Origin of the sequence: Vagococcus penaei, from assembly GCF_001998885.1 — a bacterium.
GTDB lineage: Bacteria > Bacillota > Bacilli > Lactobacillales > Vagococcaceae > Vagococcus > Vagococcus penaei.
In genome coordinates, this window is the sequence record NZ_CP019609.1 from 1,983,015 (window position 1) to 2,006,839 (window position 23,825).

Sequence of the window (23,825 nt, forward strand, 5' to 3'; positions counted from 1 at the left end):
CTAATGCGAAAAAATTAACTGTAAATAAATATTTATGTCTGTAAATTTTATCCGTTTTTTAAAATAGGGTGTGTTATAATGAAACAAACAAATAAGAAGTGAGGGTGAAAGAGTGGCAAAAAAATATTCTGAAAAGCATACTATTCCTTATTACGAATGCGATTTAACTCGTAAATTAGCAATTCCAACATTAATGAAATTAGCAATTAGCACCTCTGAACATCAAAGTGCTGACTTAGGCGTTGATAATGATTATTTATCCACGCTAGGTCTAGGATGGATTATTACTCAGCATGACATAAATATTACACGGTTACCTTATGAAGGTGATACAATTACCGTATCAACCTTGGCTGAAAGCTATAATAAGTTCTTTTGTTACCGCCGATTTTGGTTACATGATGCAGAGGGTAATGAATTAGTTTCTATTACAACAACTTTTTGTTTGATGGATTTGGCTTCGCGTAAAATTGCGAGTGTCCGCGAAGAGATTATGGCGCCGTTTGAACCGGAACACATTAAAAAAATATTCCGTAATGACACGATATTGCCATTTAATAAACCAACCGTTGAGACACCATATAAAGTTCGCTATTTAGATATTGATACTAATCTTCATGTGAATAATTCTGTTTATATTGAATGGTTTTTAGATACATTAGGATATGAATACTTAAAGACGCATCAAGTTGAACGGATTTTACTTAATTTTAACAAAGAAATTCGTTATGGCGATGTTATCACAAGTAGCTATGAATTGGCTCCAGAGACACCATTAATTACACGTCATCGGATTATGAATGACGATGTACTTTGTGCTGAGGCAAACATCTATTGGAAAAATTAAATAGTTAAGTTGACTAAAGTTAAATTGCTAAATAAGTTTTAAGCCAAACCAAACAAAAATGAGTGACTTGTAATAAGCCACTCATTTTTAGTTTGGTTTAAGCGTAATATGTCGTTTTTTATAGTAATTAAAACCGATAAAACAAAAAGCAGAGCAAATAACAAAAAAGATAATCATTGATTTTGGATTGGATGAGACACCACCAACCAAAATAATCAATCCGCCAATTATTGCTAGAATAGGAGCAACGAGACCTGTAAATACATTGGTTAATTGTTTTTTTTAGATACATGTGTAAGACTTTAACGTAAAGCATCATATAATAGAAATAACCAAACACAATAGCAATTTCACTGACATCACCAGTTTTTAATAGACCGAATTTTTGAGTGATGTAGTGAATCAAGTACCAAGTCAATGCTGTACCTAAACTAATCATAGCAGAGTAAAATTCTTGGCTCTTCTGGGTTGTTTTATTTTTAGGTTGAGGAAACATTTGTTTTGCAACTAAGGCATATGGCATTCTAAGGTGACCAAGAATAACCCCATTTACAACGCCTAAAATAGAGATCAGTACGAATAATAATAAAATCGTTTTGCCACTTGGACCAATTAATAAATCACCAATTGTTGTCACAGCACCATTTCCAACCGACATAATATATTCCGACCCGAGAATATGAGTCATACCAAGGAAATAAGTTAGATATACGCCTAAAACAATTAGTGGGCCAATTGTCAAAGCAAGTGGCATAATTTTCTTCGAGTTTTTCACTTCATGTGAAATACTTAAAGCAATAGGCCAACCATCATAAGAAAATGCCATTGGCGCTAATGCAGCTAACCAACCCCAACCAACATCTTGGACAGGTTGTAATGGAATATCAGTAGGAATAGCAGGTGTTGATTGTTTCCAAAAGAGAGCAATTAAACCAATACCAATTAGTGGAATTAATTTAGCGACAGATGAGATAACTTGAAAACGCCCACCGAGATGCTTCGATAAAATATTGAGTGCATAAAAAAATAATAAATACCCTAAACCAATGCCCATTTGCAAATCAAGACTATCGGGTAAGTTGAGCAGTAAGATGGTATAAATTCCAGATGCCCATGCGACAACAACCGTAACTGTTGGATAGTATAAAAAAGTTTGGTACCAACCAAATGCACTAGCTAATTTTTTTGAATAAAACTCTTCAAAGTAAGCAACCATCCCCCAGTACCATCTGTTAAAGTCGCTAAGTTTGTTAGTGAAATGCTACCAAAAATAATACTTAAAGCACCAATGATAAAGACTAAAATACCTAAGTAAATTTTGCCACCAGTGAATAACAGAATGTCATCAACTTTAAAGAAAATTCCTGAGCCAACACAAATGCCGATAATCATGGATGTTGCGGTCCATAAACCATATTCTTTTTTCTCTTTAATAAAATTTACCCCCTTATGATTTCTATAAAACACTATACCACAAAGTATGTTGTTTTGAGCAGCTAATCTTAAGAAACAAAGGTTTTTTTATTTATAAGGTCTAGCTGTTCCCAAGTAGCTAATCAAGTAGATAAGCTATTCAAGTTTTTAGTTTTATGGTACTATAATTAATATATAGAGAGGTGATTAAATGAACGGTAAAGCATTTTGGTCTAATATATTTTGGTATGGTAGCATTATTATAGTGATGCTTTTGTTACGAGCCTTTGTTTTTTCATCGGTTATTGTATCGGGTGATTCAATGAACCCGACTTTAGTAGATAGAGAACGAATTATTAGTTTAAAACATGCTAAGATTAAACGTTTTGATGTGATTACCTTTCCAGCTCCAGATGATGAGAGTAAAAATTATATCAAACGTGTCATTGGCTTACCTGGTGATACAATTGAATACCGAGATGACGTCTTATATATAAATGGTAAGGAATACAAAGAGCCTTATCTAGACGAATACAAAGGTATTATTGATGAGATGCCAGAAGGTGCACCACTGACAAAAGATTTTACATTGGAAGAAGTTACTGGTGAACAGAAAGTACCTGAAGGTAAGTATTTTGTTTTAGGTGATAATCGTCAAAATTCAAAAGATAGTCGTATGATTGGTTTTATTGATCAAGATAGTGTCTTAGGAGATGTGTGGTTTTCATTTTGGCCAATTGCTAAATGGGGGACAATTAACTAAGTAAGTCGAGTATCAACTAATGACGTGTTAAAGAACATTAGAAAAAAGTGGGAACGTTTGTTTCCACTTTTTTCTGTGTTTTCAAAAAATTATGTTAAACTAGTACTAGTAAAAAAGAAAGGATTGGTGACTGTATGAGCGTTCAGTTTGTGATTGGAACTGCTGATAAACAACACGTGGCACCTGTTTTACAACAGGCAGTTGAATGGTTAAAACAAGACAGTAATCATGAGGTTTATTATTTGGTGCCAAACCATGTTAAGTTTGAAACAGAAGTGTCTATTTTAAGACGCCTGCATCAATTACCAAACTATCAACACTTAGATAACATGGCAAGTACACGTTTGCAAGTATTCTCATTGTCACGACTTGCTTGGTACAAAATGCAATATACTAAGAGATATCAAAAACGTCGTCTGTCTGAATCCGGAAAAGCGATGATTATCCGTCAGGCTTTGATTGAATTAGAAGAGGAATTAATCCTCTTCCGTTATGAAATTAATAAAGTAGGTTTTGTTGAACAATTAGTCGCTTTGTTTGATGAATATCAATTAGGCAATATAACTAGTCTTGATTTAGAAATTGCAGTAACGCAGTTTGAAGGGGCTAATTACGTCGAAGATTCTAAGGAAAAACTATTAGAAATTCAGAAAATTTATGACTGTTATTTAGAAAAAATGTTAGCAATTGATGGTGAGACACAGGATATTTTAAGTGATTTAGCTGATTACTTGAGCCAAGTTTCTTTAGAGAATGTGATGATTATTGTGTCGGGTTATTCTAGTTTGACAGCGGTTGAACAGCAATTACTGCAGACGTTAATGACCATTTCTGGTGAGTGGCGAATGACATTGACGTTAGATAAGAGTTATGCAGTTGAGCCACCGACGAATCAGTCGCTTTTTTATAATCCTGCGACTGTCTATTTTGATTTATATCACTATGCTAGGGGACAACAGTTGCCTATTTTACATGACCTTGTTGTCCGTGAGACTCCTTGTTCATCTGATATGGCTCTTGTTGAGCAAGCTTGGCGTGATAGTCACCAACCATCTAATGGGACGAGACAACAGGGATTGCACCAATCATCTAGCTTACAAGTCTGGGCATGTGACGATAGTTATGGAGAGGTACTGTCCGTAGCTAAAGAGATTCGCTCGTTAGTGACGCAAGGTTATCGATACCGAGACATAAAAATTCTAACTCGAGATCTAACAGCTTACCGGCAAATACTAGAACCTGTCTTTACTAAAGCGGATATTCCTTATTATATTAATGAAGACGTCGAAATGAAACATCATCCGTTGATTGAGTTTATTGACTCTTTATTTCAAGTGAAATTACGTTACTTTAAGTATCCTGATTTAATGCGCTTATTACGGACAGAATTATTTATGCCACAATTGCGAGATATTAATGAGCTCTCTTCTTGGATCCAAGGGATGTCGATTGTTAGACAGCAAGTTGATTATACGGAAAATGTTGTTTTAGCTTATGGTTACAGTGGTTTTTATTGGACACAAGTAAAGGACTGGCAATATATTACCTATTCGTATTCAGAGGATGATGATGCTGTACGACAAGATGAATTAATTCAAAAAGAGTCAAATTATATAAGACAGGCAATTCGTGATGGTTTAGTCCCGTTTTTTGACAAGTTAGACACTGCGGTAACTTATCGTGAGGCTTGCGTGGCGCTATATCAGTTGCTTATTGATTCAGGTGTGATGCACCAAATGACTATGATGCGTGAGCAAAGTATTGCGACGGGTGATTTGGTCTCTGCAAAAAATCATGAACAAGCTTGGCAAGCATTAATGGACTTATTAGATGAATTAGTTGATTTAATGGGCGACATGCCATTTAATTTATCCGATTTCATCCAAATCATACTTAGTGGTTTAGAAGGATTGACCTTTAGCAAGGTTCCAGCAACGCTCGACCAGTTAATCGTTAGTTCGGTGGATATGGTACAAGCAGAAAAAAGCCGAGTGACATTTATTCTTGGTGTAACCGATCAGCAATTTCCTAAAAAAATTGAAAATAAAACTCTCATGACGGATGAGGAACGCACCTTACTAATGGAGCGACTAGATGGTAACAAATATTTAAAAAAAGAAATGCAAAGTGATTTTGCAAGAGAACCATATGTCTTTTATTTAGCATTGTTATCAGCTAGAGAACAAATTATTTTAAGTTATCCCATGGCAAGCGACCAAACAAAAGAACTCAAGCCGTCAAGTTATCTAATACCCTTAATGAAGCCATTAGGTGTAAAACCAATTAAAAAAGTCACACAACTAACTGAAACAAATGCGAATGAGGTGTCTCAGTTTGCAACTTATGAAATATTGTTAAGTGATATGGTACCATTTAAACGCTATTTAACGGATACTAACCAGTCATTTAGCTGGTTATGGTTGCAACTTGAAAAACGCGTTCAAAAAGAATTACCATTTAAGGCTACGAGAGTCTTAGAGAGTTTAACTTATCAGAATATTCCTGAGACATTAATGCCAGAAATCGTTGATGATTTATATGGCTCAACAATTTATGCCTCTGTTTCTAAAATAGAGAGCTTTAATCAATGCCATTACAAATACTTTTTACAATATGGTTTGCAGCTTAAAGAACGAGAAAGATTTGAATTGTCACCAGCCGCAACTGGCGATTTTTTCCATGATGCACTGGATCAGTTTTTTAAAGAATTAATTAAACAAAAAAAACAGCTATCACTATTATCTGATGAAGAGATTTTGAGTTTAGCAGATCATGTTTTACAGGCTATTTTTGCGGATGAACGCTTTTCCATTTTGTCCTCCAGTCAAAGACTTAAATACATTCGCTATCAATTAACACAAACAATAAAACGGGTTATTTGGTCTTTACGTCAACAAAGTGCACGTACAAACATGACGACTTTGCAAACAGAAGTTTTGTTTGGTGAAGCACTGGGTGAAAAAGGATTAGCAAGTTTGAGTTTTGATTTACCTAATCAGAAAAAACTTAGCGTTCGAGGTAAGATTGACCGACTGGATTATGTAGATGTTTCTGGCAATCCTTATCTAGCCGTTGTTGATTATAAATCGAGTAAACATAATTTTAGTATGAGTGATGCTTATTATGGTTTAGCCTTACAAATGATTACTTATCTCGATGTTGCCTTACAAAATGCTGTGACCTTGGTTGGACAAAAAGCGGAAGCTGCTGGAGCCTTTTATTTACATGTACAGAATCCAACTTTAAAAGAACTGAAGCAGATGGATGAAGAATCGCTCCAAAATGAATTACTGAAAGAATTTAAATATCAAGGTGTGTTAGTTAAAGATGAGGCATTATTAGAGCAGTTAGATGTAACCGTCGAACCGACTAAATCATCTTTAGTATACCCATTCAATCAATTAAAGTCTGGTGAAGTGAAGTCAAAACAATTTATTGCACCAGATGATTTACAAAAATTAATTCGCCATAATCATCAACAGTTTAAAGCTGCGGGCGAAAAGATTTATGCTGGTAAAACCACACTTAATCCAATGTATAAAGGAAAAGAGCGGATTGCTTGTCGTTTTTGTCCGTTTCGTAGTGTGTGTCAATTCGATGTGATGTTGTTGGATAATAACTACCATCGTATTGATGAATTATCAGATGAAGAGGTATTAGAGCGATTGTCAGATGAAGAAAAAAAGGAGGTAGACGAAAATGAGTAATATCCCAATAAAGCCAGCCAATAGTCAATTTACCGATGAACAATGGCGGTCAGTTTATGATGGTGGGAATAACTTGCTTATTTCGGCTTCAGCCGGTTCTGGTAAAACGACCGTCTTGGTTGAGCGGGTCATTCAAAAAATTAAACAGGGTGTAGGAATCGATGAACTACTAATTGTTACTTATACCGAAGCAGCTGCTAAAGAGATGAAAGCTCGGATTCAAGTAGCTATTCAGGAATCTGTTAATCAGGAAAGTGATGTGGAACAAAAACAGCATTTAGTTCGTCAACTTAGTCTTTTACCAACAGCGAATATTAGTACATTGCATGCGTTCTGTTTACAAGTTATTCGAAAATATTATTATTTAATTGATATTGATCCAGTTTTTCGATTACTGACTGATGAAACGGAGAATATGTTATTAATGGAGGATGTCTGGTTTGATTTACGTGAAGAGTTATATGGTAAAGAAGAGGAAATTTTCTATCATTTAACGGAAAATTTCTCTAATGACAGAAGTGATGACGGATTGACCCGTTTAATATTCTCATTACAGACTTTTGCTAGAGCTAATCCAGACCCTGTATCTTGGCTAGATTCTTTAGCTAATCAGTATCGAATTGATTCACCTAATTTAGCCGATGTTCCACTTTATCAGACGAAAATAAAACCGAGTTTAAAAGAAGAACTGCTACGGACAGCAACTCAATTAAGGCAAAACTTCCAACTTATTGAAGGTGAGCCAGATTTTGATAAGACTATTAAGATTTTACAAGAAGATATTGTAAGGGTTCAATACTTACAAGGGTTAGTTGAAACAGATGCGTGTGACGAGTTATACCAAGTGTTTCAAACAATGAAATTTTCACGCATTGCAGGTCCATCTAAAAAAACAAGTTCGCCTGAAATTATGGAAACTTATGAGCAGGTTAAGTTAGCAAGAAAACAATGTAAAGAAGCGATTGAGGGACTTGGTCAACAGTATTTTGCTCACTCACCAGCTAAGATTCTTGACTTAATGCTAAAAGCCTATCCTCTAGTAAAAGAGATGAGCCGTGTCGCAAAAGAATTTATGCAGGCTTTTCGCCAAAGTAAATCACAAAAAAATTTAGTTGATTTTAATGATTTAGAGCATTTTACTTTAGCAATTTTAGCGAACAATACAACAGGAGAATGGGTAGGTACGGAAGCTTCGACCTATTATCGTCAAAAATTCAAAGAAATTTTAGTCGATGAATACCAAGATATTAATCAACTGCAAGAAAGTATTTTATATTGGTTACGCCAACCCGATGCTGAACAAGGTAACTTTTTTATGGTTGGTGACGTCAAACAATCGATTTATGCTTTTCGTTTAGCCGACCCAACATTATTTATCGATAAATATACCACTTACGCAAATGAAATTGGTGGTAGACGGATTATTCTAGCAGAAAATTTTCGGTCACGTTCGCAAGTCTTAGATTTTACGAATTATGTCTTTATGCAATTAATGACTCATGATTTAGGACAAATTGATTATGATGAGAACGCGAAATTAATTACTGGATTTACAGCTTATCCTGAAGAAGCGAATTATGAAACTGAAATAATGATTTATGAGAGTGAAACGGAAGACGAAGAGACGGATAGTATTGAAACGCTTGATTTTGTAATTGATGACAAGACAGAGGGTGAGCTACTATTAATTGGTCTAAAAATTAAAGAGCTTATTGCACAAGAATATCCAATTTATCGTAAAAAATTAAAGCAATCAACACCGTTAACTTATAAAGATATTGTTTTATTAACGCCAACCAAAAAAAATAATTTGGTCATTTTAGATGTCTTTAAACGGTTAGGGATTCCATTATTTGTTAACGACACGCAAAACTATTTCCAAGCAACTGAAATTAAAGTGATGGTTGCATTACTACAAATGATTGATAATCCTTACCAAGATATTTCAGTTGCGGCAGTTCTTAGATCACCAATTGTCGGATTACAAGAAAATGATTTGGCGTTACTAAGAACCTTTCAACCAAAAGGCTATTTTTACGATTCTGTCTTAGCTTATTTAGCACAAGAAGAACAAATCACTGAAACGTTTGAACGAATTCATTATTTTATTGAACAATTTAATCACTGGCGTGAAGTAGCAAGACGTGAGTCTTTAGCGACACTCATTTGGAAAATTTATCAAGAAACTGGTTTTTTAGATTATGTTGGAGGAATGCCTTCAGGACGCCAACGTCAAGCCAATCTTCACGCATTGTATGAGCGAGCTTCTGCATATGAAAATATGAATTTTAAAGGATTATTTCAGTTTGTGCGTTTAATTGAAAAAATGCAAGAAAAAGATCGAGACTTGGCTGAACCAAATCAACTAAATGAAGACGAAGATGCAGTACGTGTCATGACAATTCATGCGAGTAAAGGCTTAGAATTTCCAGTGGTATTTGTTTTAGACTTAGCTAAACAATTTAATTTACAAGATATTAACCAGACTCGTTTTATTTTTGATGAACATTTAGGAGCAGGCATTAAGTACTTGGACAGTGACCAACGTGTTAATTATCAAACACTGCCTTATTCAGTCTTAAGAGAAGAAAAAAAGAAAAAATTATTGGCGGAAGAAATGCGTAAACTCTACGTTGCGTTAACTAGGGCGGAACAAAAATTATTTTTAGTGGGGTCATATAAAAATAAAGAAGTAGCATTAACTCGTTGGCAAAAGCAACTAGTTAGTGAAACGGTTGCGATTGATGCACCAACTAAATTAGTTCATCGTAGTCTAATGGATTGGATTGGTATGAGTCTGGTTCGTCATCCAAACATTCAAAAAGAATACCCTGAAATTGACGTTCTAGTGAATCAAACTTTGGGTAAACATCCCATGACGTGCCAATTAACATTTTATCAAAAAGATGTGTTATTAGAGCAAGCTAGTCACGTGACACATGAAGTTGTAAGTGACTTAATAACAACGAATTCTGTACCAAATCCACAAAAACTAAAAGAGATTACAGATCGTTTGAATTTTGTTTATCCAGATGAAGCAGCAACTTTAACAACAAGTTATCAAGCTGTATCAGAAATTAAACGTGTGTTTGAAGATCCAGATGATCATGATTTACCATTACTTGATCTGACCCTCACACGACACGAGCGTCCAACAGAAGGTTATCGTTATGTGACCGATGAATTAGCCACACCAACATTTATGACTGTTGAAACAGAGCCAAGTGCTGCTCAAATTGGTACGGCGACTCATCTGTTAATGCAGTTGATACCATTAGATAAAAAACCAACACGCAAAGATTTTATCCAATTATTAGATCGCTTAGTTGAAGATGGCTTAATTGAAAAATCAGTGGCCGATGCAATCGATTGTGAGCATTTAGTCCCTTTTTTCACGACGGAATTTGGCGAGTCGTTGCTTAAACATCATCAACAAGTAAAAAGGGAACAACCATTTTCATTATTATTAAAAGCAAGTCAATTATTTGATAATGGATCAGATGACTCAGAAGATACGGTTTTAGTCCATGGAATTATTGATGGGTATTATCAAAATGGTTCGGAGGTTGTTTTATATGATTTCAAAACGGATTATGTGTCCAAACAAGTCACAGAAAAAGAATTGACGGCTATCAAGAAGAGGTACCAAGGCCAACTTAATTTATATAAACTTGCCTTAACTGAAGTCCTCAATCAACCAGTGACTCAAGTTAAATTAATTTTACTTGGGCCGATGTTAATTTTAGATAGTTGATAGTGGTTTTATTATCTAGAATCGTAGTCAATAACTAATAAATATGCTACAATTTATGAAAAGAGAGGTGTGAAAATATGTATAAAACAACGGCAGAATTAAAGAATGAAGTAAAAGATGCTTTAAGAGGGCGCTGGAGTTCAGCGATTAAATTAAGTTTAGTGCCAATTGTTTTTCAAATTATTGCGATATGGTTTCTTTATCTTGTACTCGGGACAATAGTCTATTTTGTTCAAAAATATTTAGGTGGTAGTTCAATGGATACCTATATATCGGCTAATAACAATTCGTCAGGTAATGGTCCAGGTAGCTATATTCTAAATTTCCTCTTAACCTTCTTAACATTGGGTGTGTCCTTTACATTTCTAGATGTTCTTAGACAGGGGAAAAAGGCTGATATGAGTTTTAAACAAGCTTTTCGATTGTTTAATGGTGTTGACTTTGTCCCAATTTTTTTAATTAATATATTGATGTATATTTTCCAAACCCTTTGGAGTATGCTATTTATTATCCCAGGTATTGTTAAAACCTATGCTTATTCACAATCTAATTTTATTTATAAGGACTTGTCTGAGCATAAAGACGTCAGAACGTTAGGCGCAACAAGTTTTATTACTGAAAGTCGCCAGTTAATGAATGGTCACAAAGGCCGCTTATTCTGGTTAGATATTACCTTTATTGGTTGGTATTTATTAGTTCCTCTAACTGGTGGATTGGCAGCATTTTATGTGACACCTTATGTTAGTGCAACCAAAGCAGCTTTTTATAATGATTTATCAAAAGGTAAATATTTAGCACCTGAAGAAGAATCAAGTGACGAATGGACGAATTTTTAAAGGATGAGATATTTCTCATTCTTTTTTCATTGGATTTGAACAGGGAAATCAATTCAATTTAAGAATTTAGGAGTATGATATAAACATACCAATTTTCCCGAATTGGTTTTTCATACTTAACTCCTACCGAGATAGAGAGTAAATAACAACCTTCATTTCCACTAGAGCGACGGCTTTAGTGGTTTTTTTATGTGATTCTTTATATAATAAATGTACCAGATGAAAGGAGATTATCAGATGAGTAGCGACCTAGTTTTTCCATTACATAAGGATATATCACGCAAAATTATTCATGTGGACATGGATGCTTTCTTTGCTTCTGTTGAGGAGCGTGACCATCCAGAATTAAAAGGAAAACCTTTAGTGATTGCACGTCATCCAAATGAAACAGGCGGACGTGGTGTTGTGACAACGGCTAATTATGAGGCACGGAAATTTGGTATTCATTCAGCAATGAGCGCACACGAAGCATATGAACGTTGTCCAACTGCTAATTTTGTGCCTGGTAATCTCGCTCATTATGCTGAGGTATCAAAGCAAATTCACGAAATATTTCATCGATACACAGATATTGTTGAACCACTTTCTCTAGATGAGGCCTATCTTGATGTGACGATAAATAAAATCAATGCCAAAAGTGCTATCCGTATGGCACGTATGATACAGTTAGATATCTGGCATGAACTACAGTTAACGTGTTCTGCTGGTGTCAGTTATAATAAATTTTTGGCTAAACTTGCTTCTGATTATGAAAAACCGCATGGCCTAACCGTCATTTTACCTGAAGATGCCGAAAAATTCTTGAAAAAACTACCAATTGAAGATTTCCACGGCGTCGGAAAAAAAACGGTTCCTAAGATGCAAGAGATGGGAATTTATACGGGTGAAGATTTATACAATCAAAGCGAAATGACGTTAATTCGTGCCTTTGGTAAAATGGGGTATTCTTTGTACCGGAAAGTTCGTGGTATCCATGATTCGCCTGTCCAACCTGAACGTGATCGGAAATCAGTTGGTCGGGAAAACACGTATAGGCAAGTGCTCATCTCTGAAGACGAGGTGATTAGTCAATTACGTCTTCTGGCACAAGCTGTTGACTATGCTTTGGCTAAGAATAATCTACATGGGACGACGGTAGTATTAAAAGTTCGGAATAAAAATTTTGAGACCTTTACGCGTCGAATCACTTTACCAGATTATGTGTCAAAAAAAGAAGACCTTTATTTTTATGCAAAGCAGCTATGGGAAGAATTTGATGATAGTGTCATTCAAGGAATTCGACTCTTAGGGATCACGGTAACAAATTTAGCATCGATTGAATTTGAGTTAATTAAATTGCCATTATGGCAAAAAGAAAAACCAGAAGATACGACGTCATAAGTGACGAAGTTCATCTTCTGGTTTTTTTATTCTTATGGATTATTGTTTAGTCATTTCCAATAAGCGTACTTTTAAATCTTCTTCCATTGTTGCTAACTCTAGTTCAGCATTACGACGCTTTTCTTTTCCTTCTTTTTGGATCCGTAATGTTTCTTGAATTGTTTCAATCAAATCATTTTGAGTTTTTTGTAAAGTATCGATATCGACAATGCCACGTTCATTTTCTTCAGCAACTTCAATTGCCGAAAGTTTCAACATTTCTGAATTACGTGTGAGTAACTCATTTGTAGTATCTGATACTTGTCGTTGAGCCGTAACTGCATCTTTTTGACGTAAAATAGTTAAGGCAATAGCCACTTGGTTTTTCCAAAGTGGAATAGCAGTGTTAATTGATGCTTGAATTTTTTCAGCTAGAGCTTGGTTCGTATTTTGAATTAAACGAATTTGTGGTGCTTGTTGAATCGTGATTTGGCGCGCTAATTTCAAATCATGCGTGCGTTTTTCTAGTCGATCAACAAATTGATTTAAGTCACTAACAATTTGGGCATCCATTTGGTCACCTGTTTGTTGTGCTTTTTGAATAGCTTCAGGGATAGTCACAGTTTGTAGTTCTTCAATTTTTAATTCCCCAGCAGCAATGTAAATATTTAAAGCATCAAAATAATCTTTATTTTTGTCATATAGCTGTTCTAACATAGCATTGTCTTGTAATAAGCCATCTTTTTCGCGGTCTAATTTTATCGCGATTTTATCAATTTGGGCACCAATTTTTTGATATTTAGCCGTTGTTTCATAGATAGATTGTTTGACTTTACCAAAAATACGTTTAAAGACATTAGAGTCACGAGCCTCTAATTCAGTTGGACTAGCTTCATTTAAGCGGTACATTAAATCAGTTAAAGTATCACCCATGGGGCCGATATCCTGTGCCTGAACATGATTTAACATAGTGTGCGAAAATTCACTCAATTTTTGTTGGGCAGCAGCACCATAACTCAATACAGATTGGCTATTAGACGTATCAATTTGTTGTGCAAGATTTTTGGCCTGTGCTTGACGTTCTTCTGATAATTTATCAATCATGCGAGTAGCACTATTATCAGCCATAGGTGTTGATTGGTTTTGGATTTCCGGGCTAGTTGGCAAATCAAATGGATTGCTTAGTAGGTCATCAAGTGTATTCGATGATTGTTCTGTCATTGGTTTTAATTCGTCGGTCATTGTACATCTTCTCCTTTATTTAAATCGTTTAAATTTTTTTCTTTAGCTGTTCTTTCCGCATTTTGTTGAGCAAGTTTAATTTCAAGATCTAAATCCTCTAAATCATCTTTTACGAGATTATTATAATCATCTACAATTAAAGTTGACATACTTTCAATCGTTCCAACACATTTAGTCAAGGCATCATAAGTTTGTTTATTTTTGATATCATGATTATTAATTTCAACATAACGATTGGTTAATTCAACAATGTTTGGTAAATGCGTGTAAAGGAAATCATTCGCTTGATGTAGTTTTTGCGGTTTCTTGACTAACTCCTTAAACACTGCTTTTGAGGCTTTAACCGTCTGATATTTTAAGTCAATAGTACGTAATTTTGTAACATCCGTCATATTTTTTTCTAAAGTAACAATTTGTTCTTTTGTTTCTGCCATAGTTTGACGGAAAAACTTTATTTCGCTATCACTCATACCAATTTCAGAATAATGTTCTTCCTTATTACGTGATAGACTAGGTAATTTTTGTTGCTCCAATCGGCGACGTCGACGTTTTTTCGACCAGTTGACAACTAACCAAATAGCAGAGATAAAAAAGGCTAGCGAAAACAATCCTCCTACAATACTATCGTCAAACATCTGTCCTAAGATTAATCCAAGGACCATAACAATTGTTAATAAACCAATTAATGATTTTTTCTTCATTTGCTTCACTCCTAAATTTAAATTATTAAGCTCATGTGCTGTATAAAATTATAGTACCACACTCTCTATTTTTACATATCAGTCGAAAGGACGATTTTTAACTAGGTCAACAATAGGATTGAAAAGCCTTGTAATTAACGGTATCATAATCTTAACACATTTTATTTGATAGGAGAAAAAGTATGATGGATAAATTCAAAGAGATTACGACAAAGCGTGAAGAAATTTACAATGGAAAAATTATTCAAGTTGTGGTCGATGATGTGACATTACCTAATGGTCAGACATCTAAGCGAGAACTCGTGTTTCATCAAGGAGCAGTAGGTATTTTAGCTGTAACACCTGAAGATAAAATAGTTTTAGTGAAACAGTACCGTAAGGCCATTGAACGAGCGATTTTAGAAATTCCAGCAGGTAAAATTGAGGCAGATGAGCCTAATCCATTCGTGACAGCCATGCGCGAGTTAGAAGAAGAAACGGGCTATCAATGTGAGTCAATGAATCGTATGACAAAATTTGTCACATCACCAGGTTTTTCAAATGAATGGATGTACTTATATGAAGCAAAAGGATTATATAAAGTTGATAATCCGTTACCACAAGATGAAGATGAATTCTTAGAAATTAGCGAAGTAACATTAGATGAAGCAAAAGGCTTAATTGAAATTGGTGATATTTGTGATGCTAAAACAATTTATGCCATTTTATATTGGAAAATGCAACGCAATCAATAGAGGTGTGACATGTATAGGAAAGTAAAAAATCAAACGAAGCAAGAGAGCAATTTAAATGAACCGCCAAAAGTGACAAGCAAGGAAGAAACGCAACAAATTTTAACACGGAGTAGTGTTCGAAAATTTAAACAAAATAAGAAACGTAATTCATGGCTAAATATGGCTATTTTAATTGTTGTTCTTTTACTAGGAATTACAATTTACGCTGTCTTAAAACTATAAAGGGAGTCAGACTAAGATGAAAATTGGAATTATTGGTGCAATGGAAGAAGAAATTGTTCTTTTGAGAGAGCAACTAGTTAATATGAAAGAATGGCAGGAAGCTGGAGCGAGTTTTTATTCTGGACAGATTGGTGAGCATGAAGTTGTTCTAACACGCTCTGGTATTGGGAAAACACTGGCTGCATTAACAACGACTTTATTATTAAGTCATTATAAGGTTGATACTATTATTAATACTGGTTCGGCTGGTGGTATCGGTCATGGCTTAGTCATTGGTGATTTAGTAATTTCTAGTAAATTAGCTTATTTCGATGCTGATGTGACAGCTTTTGGGTATGACTATGGACAAATGCCCCAAATGCCTTTGTATTATGAGGCTGATACAAAATTAGTTGAAGCGACTAAACGTGCAACATCTGACTTAGATTTAGTCTACTACACGGGATTAATTGTTTCAGGAGACACCTTTGTAAACAATCAATCAAAAATCCAAGAAATTAAAACCCATTTTCCTGATGTCTTAGCTAACGAGATGGAAGGTGCAGCCATTGCACAGGTTGCGCATCAATATCGATGTCCTTTCATCATTATTCGAGCAATTAGTGATGTTGGCGATGAGGAAGCAAGTGTTAATTTTGATGCATTTATTGTTGAAGCTGGTCGTAAATCAGCACAATTAGTATTATCGGTATTAAAGACATTATAATGTGAGTAATGAAAGGAATGACGTCAAAATGGAAGCCTTACTATCAATTGATTACACATATGATTTTGTTGCGACTGATGGAAAATTAACAACGGGTGAAGAAGGTCAGTCAATTGAGATGGATTTAGTTGCTCTGACAAAAGAATTTTTGAATCGTGGTGATTATGTCGTTTTTGCGATTGATGGGCATGATCTAAAAGATCAGTATCATCCTGAAAATAAATTATTTCCGCCACATAATATTATTGGCTCATCTGGTCGTAAATTATATGGTAGCTTGCAAGATTTATATCAAATTTATGAAGGACAAGAGACTGTCTATTGGCTTGATAAAAGACGCTACTCGGCTTTTAGTGGGACTGACTTAGATAGTCGCTTGCGAGAAAGAAAAATTAATCGTATTCATCTAACTGGTGTATGTACTGATATTTGTGTCTTGCATACAGCAATTGATGCTTATAATTTGGGCTATGACATCGTTATTCATGAGAAGTGTGTCCAAAGTTTCGATGCTAAAGGACATGAATTTGCAATGAATCATTTCAAAAATATTTTGGGTGCTGAGATTATCTAGTGTTTATTTTTTAAGATTTAGAACGATGTCAAATATATCACCGTTCTAAATCTTTTTTAATTATAAATTAGAAGTTAGGTCCTAAGTCCGATAGTCAAAAAACAAACAACTAGGTAAACTAAATGTAATGAAAAGTAGAGGAGTTAACAAGATGAAAAAGCGAAGTAAAATATTAATTGGGGTCGGTGTTGGGTTGGCTACCGTTGCAGTGGGATTAGCCTTATTTAGCAATAATTTAAAACCAGAAGTAACTAAAGCTGAAAATAAAATTGAATTTTATACAGTTGAAGATGTCGAGCAAGTCTATATCAATGGGGTAGTCACACCAGTTCAATCTAAAGAGTTTATTAAAGATGCTACTCTAGGTAAACTCGGTGATTTAAAAGTGAAAAATGGTGACTATGTCAAAAAAGGAACTCTGCTTTATCAATATATTGATGATGCAACCAGCACGCAAATTACGGAATTAAAGTATCAGATTGAAGCGACTCAAGCTGACAAAGAAAAAGCTGCACGTCAAATGGAACTAGAATTAAAAGAGCTTTCGAATAACAATGATCCTGGAGAAAAAGGAATTGAGGCAACACCTAATACACGCGAAAGTATTGAATTAAAATATGACTTAAATAGTTATGACATGAAAATGAATCAAATGCAAACACAAATTAACGAATTATCTGAAAAACAAGTCAATCAAGTAACAGCACCGTTTGATGGTGAAATCACGATTCCTCAAGAGCAAAATCGTGATAGCGCTATATTAACATTAACATCAACTGACTTTTTTGTTGAAGGACAAGTCAATGAACGTGATTTAGCCAAAATTAAAGAAAAACAAGCAGCAGATGTTAAAACCATTGCGACTGACAAATTATACAAAGGTGAAATTGTCTATATCTCAAATACTCCGGTGACTAGTGCTGCTGGTGGAGGCGAAGGTGGAGCTGGCGGTGGAGGCGGTGGTGCGACTGGCGGCTCATTGTCTAACTATATTGTACGTTTAACATTAAAAGATGGTAAAGACATTAAAGAAGGTTTCCATGTCCAAGCGTCGATTAAATTAACCGATGAAAAAATTGAAATTCCAAAAGATGTTGTGAAATCAGAAAACGGGAAGAATTATGTTTTGGTCGATGATTTTGGAACGGTGTTAAGAAAAGAAATTACGATTACCGATAAAGGAGCATCAAAAGATAAAGTCATTGTGACGAGTGGACTAGAATCACTAGATAAGGTCATTGTCTCATCTGATAAACCAGTGAAAGAAGGAGACCTATTAGACGGCGCTGATAGTGCGACATCAGAGGAGGCGAAATAGGTGATGGAAATTGAATACACAGAAACAGAAATTATCGAGTCACAGCCATTAATTGAACTATCGAACATCAACAAATATTATCCCATGGGTAAGTCTAAATTACACGTTTTAAAGAATCTAGACTTAACGATTGAACGTGGTGAATTTTTGATGATTATGGGGAAATCTGGTAGTGGAAAAACTACGCTCATGAATATTATCGGTTTTTTAGACCAATTATCTGATGGTGAGTATGTTTTTGACTATCGTGAGGTATCAAAATTAAATGAAAACCAAAAATCACAATTACGAAATGAATCAATTGGTTTTATTTTCCAACAGTTTTTCTTGATTCAATCATTAAATGTATCACAAAATGTTGAGTTACCAATGGTTTATGAGGGTAAACGTAAAGAAAATGAACGTAAAAAAATAGCAAAATACTATTTGGATTTAGTCGGCCTTGATGGGAAAGAGCATTCTAAGACAACCGAATTATCTGGTGGTCAGCAACAACGTGTTGCGATTGCACGAGCGCTTGTCAATGATCCATTACTAATTATGGCAGATGAGCCAACGGGTGCGTTAGATAGTGAAACCAGTCGTGATATTATGGAAATACTGTCTAATTTAAATAAAGAAGGCAAAACAATTGTCATGGTAACCCATGATGCGGACATGCGTCGTTACGCATCACGTGTGGTTTACATGAAAGATGGACTCTTCTTATCGGAGGAGGAATACGAAAATGCTTAAAAATCTTTTACTCAGTACGTTTCTAAGTTTACGTGCGCATAAGCTCCGTGTCTTTCTGACAATGGTTGGTATTATTATCGGAATCACAGCAGTTGTTACTGTTTCTTCTATTGGTGAAGGTATGAAGCGCAGTAGTATGGAATTAATGGAAACGTCTGATGCTAATTCAGTTCGATTAATTTATAAAGTTGATATTACCGATGATGAGGTTGCAGCAAATAAACAATTTGATGAGTTTGCTTTTAGTCCAATTGATTTGAAGACTTTACGTAAGTTAAATGATGTAGATAATATTACGGCAGATTATAGTTATGGTTTTGGAAGTAGCGTTCAAAGTATTGATAGCAACGCATCTTTCTTTGAAAATCAAGGCATGATTGTCCTAACTGCTAATAAAAATAAAGATAATAAAGTGAAGTATGGCCGTGATTTGACTAAAGATGATGTCAATAAAAATAATGTGATCATCACGTATGAAACCATGCAAAACTCTTTGCAAGTGCAAGACCCTAAGACAATCATTGGTAAAGCGATTGATATTGACGGACTGAAATTTCAAGTTGTCGGTGTTAAGGGTGAGACATCAATGGATGGTATGATGATATCTGATGGGTCAGAATATCTGAGTGTCGTTCCTAAAGGTGCTTTTAACGAATTGTCTAAAAATAAACCAATCAATGCAGTGAAACTTCGCGTATCTGATGGTGCTGATAGACAAGCAGTCGTTGCTCAAGCCAATGAATTATTAAAAGAAAGTCATCCTGAACTGGTTGGACAGTTTGAGGAGGACATGAGTAACGAGCAAATGCGCCAAGAGATGGAAAATATGTTACAAACAGTCGTTATGGGATTAATCTTTATTACGGCAATTTCTCTACTAGTTGGTGGGATTGGCGTGATGAATATTATGTACGTGTCAGTCTCTGAACGTAAGCGGGAAATAGGTATTCGTCGAGCAATTGGTGCAAAACCATCCAATATTCTTGCTCAATTCTTGCTAGAAGCAGCCTTCATCACTCTTTTAGGTGGGATTATTGGTATTGGCTTAGGCTGGGGATTTGCGTCACTCATTAGTGCTGTCACACCAATTAAAGCCGTCGTTAGTCCATCAATGGCGCTAACTTCGGCAGCGATTTCGGCAGGGATTGGATTATTCTTTGGTGTCATTCCAGCGATTAATGCTGCGAAAATGGATCCAATTAAAGCAATTTATCAATAAAAAATAATTAATATAAAAAATAGCTGTAGACAAATAATGTCTGCAGCTATTTTTTATATATGAAACAGTTTAATCAGAATTAGGGCTGATAAGACTTGTAGTACACCAACTGATAAACCAAAAAGTAAAAAACGCTTGCCTTCTTTAAAAAATTTACTAAAATCTAAGCGTAATCCAATGGCAGCTAGAGCAGTAATTTCAAACCAGCTACTAATGTTATGAGAGATATCTCCGATGATTGTTGGTATGCTAATAAAACTGTTAAGAAAGCAACAAATTAAGAAACCTAAGACATACCAAGGTAAAGGAAGTCTCTTTTTAGGTTTTTTCGCTACTTTTTGTTCGGCAACAGCTAAGTCATGTTCGGTTAATTTGCCAAAAATAAAGACGACAGCAACTAACATAATAATTCGCATAATTTTAAAAAGAGTTGCATACGTGACAACATCTTGACTAACCATATTAGCACTAGCGATTACTTGTCCAACTGATTGAAGTATCCCACCAATTAAAGCACTCTGTGCGATAGTTTCACCAGGATAAACTTGAACAACAAGTAGTGGAAGAGTTAGCATGAGGATGGTTCCTAATAAATTAACTAACGTGATAATTTGGCCTTTTTCTTCTTCATTGGCGTGAATCTCAGGAGCAATCGCACCTATCGCAGATGAGCCACAAACTGCGTTACCTCCTGCCATAAGTAAGGTCATTTTTTTCGAAAAATTTAACTTTCTACCAATAAAATAAACTCCCGTAATTGTTGCTGTCATTTGTAAAATAATATAGCCAATTCCATTTAATCCCAGTGATGAAATAGTTTGAAAAGTGACAGTCATACCTAGCAGAACAACGGACCATTCTAAAAGCTTACTTTCTGCTAATTTAGTTCCTTTACTTAAAAAACTTTGTTTAAAAATTGTATTACCTAGTAGAATTCCTAACAAAATGGAAATTGTCGCTGCACCAAGAGTCGGTAAAAAAATCGCGATTCCTTTACTAATCCAAGCGACGATAAAGGATAATAGCAGTCCAGGGAAAATAGATTGTTTCAGTTGAGTCATAAACATCACACTTTCTAAAATAGTTATTACATTAAGTATAGCGAGTTTCGTTCTATTTGAAAAATTAATTATTTGCATATATACTATAAATAATTAAAATGTTTTAAGGAGGATATCATGTTTAAGTTATTACACACCTTTAGAGTGGCTTATGACATGCGAAATTTTTCGCAAACAGCAGAAGCGTTATTTATGTCCCAACCAGCAGTATCTAATCAGATGAAACAATTAGAAAATCAGTTACAGTGTGTTTTATTTAAGCGTGTAGGAAAACAAGAAATGCGCCCGACAAAAGCTGCCGATATCTTATATGAACGATTACTCGACTTGTCCGATGATTGGCATGCCACATTACGTTTGATTCAAGGCCAGGAAATGGAGACAATCGTTTGTCGTATGAGTGCCTCACATACTTTTGCGAGCTATTATCTCCCCGAATTACTCCCAAAATTAGTCGATGCTTTTCCAACGGTTAAGTTTGAGTTAGAGATGGGAAATTCAGAAGATGTTTTAACAAGCGTTAAGCGTCATGAAGTCCATTTTGGTTTTATTGAAAAGCCTTTACAAACAACTGGCATTGAACGAATTCCACTAACAGAAGATGAATTGGTATTAGCTGGTGACCTAGAGAGTGAATTATGGTTAATTCGAGAAAAAACTTCAGGTGTGTATCATTACACAGCACGCTATTTTGTTGAGCATAATTTAAATCCTAATTATTTATTAGTTGAAAACAACGATATGATTGTCCGACTTTTAGAACAAGGTTTAGGAAAAAGTTTGATTTCTAAAAAAGCGGTGAACGATGAAATAGATTTTGAGCGACTTAATCAAAACTATCAGCGCTGGTTTTATTTAATTAAAGGCAATCATTTGTCAGAAGAGATATACGATGAAATTGCTAATCAAATTGCTGCTTTCTATAAATAGACAAAAACAAGTTGGAAACTATGTAGTCTCCACCTTGCTATAAATTTTATTCTTAATAAGATGCTCGTATGCCACCAATTAACTTAGGGCGTGATCCGAGCGCAGTTACATGGGCTTCACCGAGTTTGTTTAGTTGTGGACGAATTGGGATTTGGACATGTTTGATATGCATCCCAATATTAGTATCGCCAATGTCAAGCCCGCCCTTAGCGATAATATGTTCAAGTTGGACAGGTTGCTGCATGATTTGATGAGCAGCCGTTGCACAAGCACCACCAGCATTTAAGATTGGGACAACGGATACAATATCAAATGGTTGTTCTTTCGCGGTCTCTAATTCAACTGTTAATGAGCGATTAATATGTTCGCAACCTTGGACAGCAAGTTTGATTTGGCGTTCATTCAATAAGTCGTATAGGGTTGTCACAATTAAGTGCCCAATATCGGCGCTTGTTGCTTTGCCAATATGTTGACCTAAAATTTCACTCGAACTACAGCCGAGAACAAAAGTATCTCCTGGTCGCATATGAGCTTGTTCCAAAACGTCTAATGTTATAGTTGTTAAATCAGTGATTAATTGTTTATTAGATAACATCGTGTCACATTCTTTCTTTGAATTTGTCATGTTGTTAGTATAGCATAAACCACCTTAAATTTTCGCATTACAGGGATTTTTCATGTACACTATAAGTAATAAATGAAGGGAAGTGTTTGGTTCAATGACAAAATCAATTATTGCAGTATCAGATGGTATTCCTAGTGAACAAGTGCAAAAAATTAAAGAATTAGTTGGAGATCGTTTTATTGTCCAATATGTCGGGGATTTATCGTTAGGCGATTATTCAAGCATTGAAATCATGTATGGTTGGTCTAGCGAATTAGGACAAGCTGTATTTGATTTACCTAATTGTAGATTAAAGTGGATTCAAGCGGAATCAGCGGGTGTTAATCATATCAATCAACAAAAATTAGTTGAACGTAATTGTTTACTATCAAGTGCAAGTGGCATTCATGGTCATCAAATGAGTGAATCCATTTTAGGAATGATTTTTGCTTATACGCGTCAATTAAAAACCAGTATTTTAAATCAAGAAAAACATCGGTGGGTGAATCCATTATCAACGACCGATTTAGTTGATAAACGCGTGATGATTATCGGAACGGGTAAGATAGGGCAAACATTAGCGAATATATTACAGCCATTCAAAGCCAAAGTGATTGGTGTTAACCGTCAAGGACATGATTATCCTGGTTTTGATGAAATTATTCAACAAAAAAACTTGTTAGATAACCTTTCTGATTGTGATATTATCGTATCGTTATTACCTGAAACACCAGCAACAGTTAATTTATACAATCAAACATTCTTTAACCGTGTTAAACCTGGTGTGATTTTTATTAATGCGGGTCGTGGAAGTGCAGTGAATGAATTGGATTTAATTCATGCCTGTCAAAAGGGACAAGTTGCATTTGCTGGGTTAGATGTGACTCAAAGTGAGCCACTACCAGAAGATAGTCCATTATGGGATGAGGCGAATATTTTAGTTGTGCCACATTTATCTGGTTCAACTGACCAATATTATCATCGTTTATGGCCTATTTTTGAGGAAAACCTACAAATGTATTTGACTGAAAAAGAGATTAATGTTAATAAAATTAATCTGGATAATGGGTATTAATAAGCAAATAAGCAAAAACAGCATC

At 35.0% G+C, this 23,825-nt stretch carries 21 protein-coding genes; 15 read left to right on the forward strand and 6 right to left on the reverse strand.

Annotation, left to right across the window (positions count from 1 at the left end; all coding sequences use genetic code 11):
• The first annotated feature begins 112 nt into the window (after positions 1-112).
• The gene (locus BW732_RS09380) at positions 113-847 is read left to right on the forward strand and encodes an acyl-[acyl-carrier-protein] thioesterase (protein ID WP_077276509.1); all 735 of its coding nucleotides are present in this window, start codon (positions 113-115) and stop codon (positions 845-847) included.
• A 127-nt stretch (positions 848-974) separates the two neighbouring features.
• On the opposite strand, the gene BW732_RS09385 is transcribed toward BW732_RS09380, so the two are convergent.
• Together BW732_RS09385 and BW732_RS09390 are read right to left on the reverse strand one after the other, a co-directional pair.
• Positions 975-2,063 (reverse strand): APC family permease, encoded by a 1,089-nt coding sequence (locus tag BW732_RS09385; protein WP_077276510.1) that lies wholly within the window; start codon positions 2,061-2,063, stop codon positions 975-977.
• The gene (locus BW732_RS09390; protein ID WP_161485549.1) at positions 2,024-2,239 is read right to left on the reverse strand and encodes a hypothetical protein; all 216 of its coding nucleotides are present in this window, start codon (positions 2,237-2,239) and stop codon (positions 2,024-2,026) included. The genes BW732_RS09385 and BW732_RS09390 overlap by 40 nt, the downstream gene beginning before the upstream one ends.
• 232 nt (positions 2,240-2,471) lie before the next feature.
• Between BW732_RS09390 and lepB the strand changes: the two genes are divergently transcribed.
• The 5 genes from lepB to dinB all read left to right on the forward strand — a co-directional run bounded on the left by lepB (position 2,472) and on the right by dinB (position 12,700).
• The gene (gene lepB / locus BW732_RS09395) at positions 2,472-3,023 is read left to right on the forward strand and encodes a signal peptidase I (RefSeq protein ID WP_077276512.1); all 552 of its coding nucleotides are present in this window, start codon (positions 2,472-2,474) and stop codon (positions 3,021-3,023) included.
• 134 nt (positions 3,024-3,157) lie between these two features.
• Positions 3,158-6,730, forward strand: coding sequence for a PD-(D/E)XK nuclease family protein (locus tag BW732_RS09400; RefSeq protein WP_077276513.1), 3,573 nt, complete (start codon positions 3,158-3,160; stop codon positions 6,728-6,730).
• Positions 6,723-10,484, forward strand: a complete 3,762-nt coding sequence (gene addA, locus BW732_RS09405) for a helicase-exonuclease AddAB subunit AddA (protein ID WP_077276514.1) — start codon at positions 6,723-6,725, stop codon at positions 10,482-10,484. Before BW732_RS09400 ends, addA begins: the two co-directional genes overlap by 8 nt.
• 77 nt (positions 10,485-10,561) lie before the next feature.
• Complete coding sequence (locus tag BW732_RS09410; protein ID WP_077276515.1) at positions 10,562-11,320, forward strand: DUF975 family protein; 759 nt, start codon at positions 10,562-10,564, stop codon at positions 11,318-11,320.
• A 237-nt stretch (positions 11,321-11,557) separates the two neighbouring features.
• Positions 11,558-12,700 (forward strand): DNA polymerase IV, encoded by a 1,143-nt coding sequence (dinB, locus tag BW732_RS09415; RefSeq protein WP_077276516.1) that lies wholly within the window; start codon positions 11,558-11,560, stop codon positions 12,698-12,700.
• Positions 12,701-12,739: 39 nt separating this feature from the next.
• Here dinB and BW732_RS09420 read toward each other — a convergent pair whose 3' ends face one another.
• Together BW732_RS09420 and BW732_RS09425 are read right to left on the reverse strand one after the other, a co-directional pair.
• The gene (locus tag BW732_RS09420; protein ID WP_077276517.1) at positions 12,740-13,921 is read right to left on the reverse strand and encodes a toxic anion resistance protein; all 1,182 of its coding nucleotides are present in this window, start codon (positions 13,919-13,921) and stop codon (positions 12,740-12,742) included.
• Positions 13,918-14,622 (reverse strand): 5-bromo-4-chloroindolyl phosphate hydrolysis family protein, encoded by a 705-nt coding sequence (locus BW732_RS09425; RefSeq protein ID WP_077276518.1) that lies wholly within the window; start codon positions 14,620-14,622, stop codon positions 13,918-13,920. Before BW732_RS09425 ends, BW732_RS09420 begins: the two co-directional genes overlap by 4 nt.
• Positions 14,623-14,804: 182 nt before the next feature.
• Here BW732_RS09425 and BW732_RS09430 point away from each other — a divergent pair, with 182 nt between their 5' ends.
• From BW732_RS09430 to BW732_RS09460, 7 genes are all read left to right on the forward strand, one after another.
• Positions 14,805-15,356, forward strand: coding sequence for an NUDIX hydrolase (locus BW732_RS09430; protein WP_077276519.1), 552 nt, complete (start codon positions 14,805-14,807; stop codon positions 15,354-15,356).
• Positions 15,357-15,365: 9 nt separating this feature from the next.
• On the forward strand, positions 15,366-15,578 hold the full coding sequence (locus tag BW732_RS09435; protein WP_077276520.1) for a hypothetical protein: 213 nt from the start codon (positions 15,366-15,368) through the stop codon (positions 15,576-15,578).
• Between the two features lie 16 nt (positions 15,579-15,594).
• Positions 15,595-16,284: a 5'-methylthioadenosine/adenosylhomocysteine nucleosidase gene (locus BW732_RS09440; RefSeq protein WP_077276521.1), complete on the forward strand. Its 690-nt coding sequence runs from the start codon at positions 15,595-15,597 to the stop codon at positions 16,282-16,284.
• A 28-nt stretch (positions 16,285-16,312) separates the two neighbouring features.
• Complete coding sequence (locus tag BW732_RS09445; RefSeq protein WP_077276522.1) at positions 16,313-16,858, forward strand: cysteine hydrolase family protein; 546 nt, start codon at positions 16,313-16,315, stop codon at positions 16,856-16,858.
• A 151-nt stretch (positions 16,859-17,009) separates the two neighbouring features.
• Positions 17,010-18,176: an efflux RND transporter periplasmic adaptor subunit gene (locus tag BW732_RS09450; RefSeq protein ID WP_161485550.1), complete on the forward strand. Its 1,167-nt coding sequence runs from the start codon at positions 17,010-17,012 to the stop codon at positions 18,174-18,176.
• A 3-nt stretch (positions 18,177-18,179) separates the two neighbouring features.
• Positions 18,180-18,911: an ABC transporter ATP-binding protein gene (locus BW732_RS09455; RefSeq protein ID WP_077276903.1), complete on the forward strand. Its 732-nt coding sequence runs from the start codon at positions 18,180-18,182 to the stop codon at positions 18,909-18,911.
• On the forward strand, positions 18,904-20,130 hold the full coding sequence (locus tag BW732_RS09460) for an ABC transporter permease (RefSeq protein ID WP_161485551.1): 1,227 nt from the start codon (positions 18,904-18,906) through the stop codon (positions 20,128-20,130). The genes BW732_RS09455 and BW732_RS09460 overlap by 8 nt, the downstream gene beginning before the upstream one ends.
• Before the next feature lie 53 nt (positions 20,131-20,183).
• Here BW732_RS09460 and BW732_RS09465 read toward each other — a convergent pair whose 3' ends face one another.
• The gene (locus tag BW732_RS09465) at positions 20,184-21,191 is read right to left on the reverse strand and encodes a YeiH family protein (RefSeq protein WP_418369024.1); all 1,008 of its coding nucleotides are present in this window, start codon (positions 21,189-21,191) and stop codon (positions 20,184-20,186) included.
• Between the two features lie 117 nt (positions 21,192-21,308).
• On the opposite strand from BW732_RS09465, the gene BW732_RS09470 reads away from it, so the two are divergent.
• A complete protein-coding gene (locus tag BW732_RS09470; protein ID WP_077276526.1) occupies positions 21,309-22,121 on the forward strand; it encodes a LysR family transcriptional regulator in 813 nt (270 codons plus the stop codon).
• Between the two features lie 52 nt (positions 22,122-22,173).
• Here BW732_RS09470 and BW732_RS09475 read toward each other — a convergent pair whose 3' ends face one another.
• A complete protein-coding gene (locus tag BW732_RS09475) occupies positions 22,174-22,716 on the reverse strand; it encodes a TIGR01440 family protein (protein ID WP_077276904.1) in 543 nt (180 codons plus the stop codon).
• Positions 22,717-22,840: 124 nt separating this feature from the next.
• Here BW732_RS09475 and BW732_RS09480 point away from each other — a divergent pair, with 124 nt between their 5' ends.
• Positions 22,841-23,800, forward strand: coding sequence for an NAD(P)-dependent oxidoreductase (locus tag BW732_RS09480; protein ID WP_077276527.1), 960 nt, complete (start codon positions 22,841-22,843; stop codon positions 23,798-23,800).
• The last annotated feature ends 25 nt before the right edge of the window (positions 23,801-23,825 follow it).

Coding starts and splice junctions, on each gene's coding strand:
- dinB (WP_077276516.1), top strand. CDS start 11,558: ATGAGTAGCGACCTAGTTTTTCCATTACATAAGGATATATCACGCAAA.
- BW732_RS09410 (WP_077276515.1), top strand. CDS start 10,562: ATGTATAAAACAACGGCAGAATTAAAGAATGAAGTAAAAGATGCTTTA.
- BW732_RS09430 (WP_077276519.1), top strand. CDS start 14,805: ATGATGGATAAATTCAAAGAGATTACGACAAAGCGTGAAGAAATTTAC.
- BW732_RS09390 (WP_161485549.1), bottom strand. CDS start 2,239: ATGATTATCGGCATTTGTGTTGGCTCAGGAATTTTCTTTAAAGTTGAT.
- BW732_RS09455 (WP_077276903.1), top strand. CDS start 18,180: ATGGAAATTGAATACACAGAAACAGAAATTATCGAGTCACAGCCATTA.
- addA (WP_077276514.1), top strand. CDS start 6,723: ATGAGTAATATCCCAATAAAGCCAGCCAATAGTCAATTTACCGATGAA.
- lepB (WP_077276512.1), top strand. CDS start 2,472: ATGAACGGTAAAGCATTTTGGTCTAATATATTTTGGTATGGTAGCATT.
- BW732_RS09400 (WP_077276513.1), top strand. CDS start 3,158: ATGAGCGTTCAGTTTGTGATTGGAACTGCTGATAAACAACACGTGGCA.
- BW732_RS09425 (WP_077276518.1), bottom strand. CDS start 14,622: ATGAAGAAAAAATCATTAATTGGTTTATTAACAATTGTTATGGTCCTT.
- BW732_RS09480 (WP_077276527.1), top strand. CDS start 22,841: ATGACAAAATCAATTATTGCAGTATCAGATGGTATTCCTAGTGAACAA.
- BW732_RS09445 (WP_077276522.1), top strand. CDS start 16,313: ATGGAAGCCTTACTATCAATTGATTACACATATGATTTTGTTGCGACT.
- BW732_RS09475 (WP_077276904.1), bottom strand. CDS start 22,716: ATGTTATCTAATAAACAATTAATCACTGATTTAACAACTATAACATTA.
- BW732_RS09460 (WP_161485551.1), top strand. CDS start 18,904: ATGCTTAAAAATCTTTTACTCAGTACGTTTCTAAGTTTACGTGCGCAT.
- BW732_RS09465 (WP_418369024.1), bottom strand. CDS start 21,191: ATGACTCAACTGAAACAATCTATTTTCCCTGGACTGCTATTATCCTTT.
- BW732_RS09420 (WP_077276517.1), bottom strand. CDS start 13,921: ATGACCGACGAATTAAAACCAATGACAGAACAATCATCGAATACACTT.
- BW732_RS09440 (WP_077276521.1), top strand. CDS start 15,595: ATGAAAATTGGAATTATTGGTGCAATGGAAGAAGAAATTGTTCTTTTG.
- BW732_RS09435 (WP_077276520.1), top strand. CDS start 15,366: ATGTATAGGAAAGTAAAAAATCAAACGAAGCAAGAGAGCAATTTAAAT.
- BW732_RS09385 (WP_077276510.1), bottom strand. CDS start 2,063: ATGGTTGCTTACTTTGAAGAGTTTTATTCAAAAAAATTAGCTAGTGCA.
- BW732_RS09450 (WP_161485550.1), top strand. CDS start 17,010: ATGAAAAAGCGAAGTAAAATATTAATTGGGGTCGGTGTTGGGTTGGCT.
- BW732_RS09470 (WP_077276526.1), top strand. CDS start 21,309: ATGTTTAAGTTATTACACACCTTTAGAGTGGCTTATGACATGCGAAAT.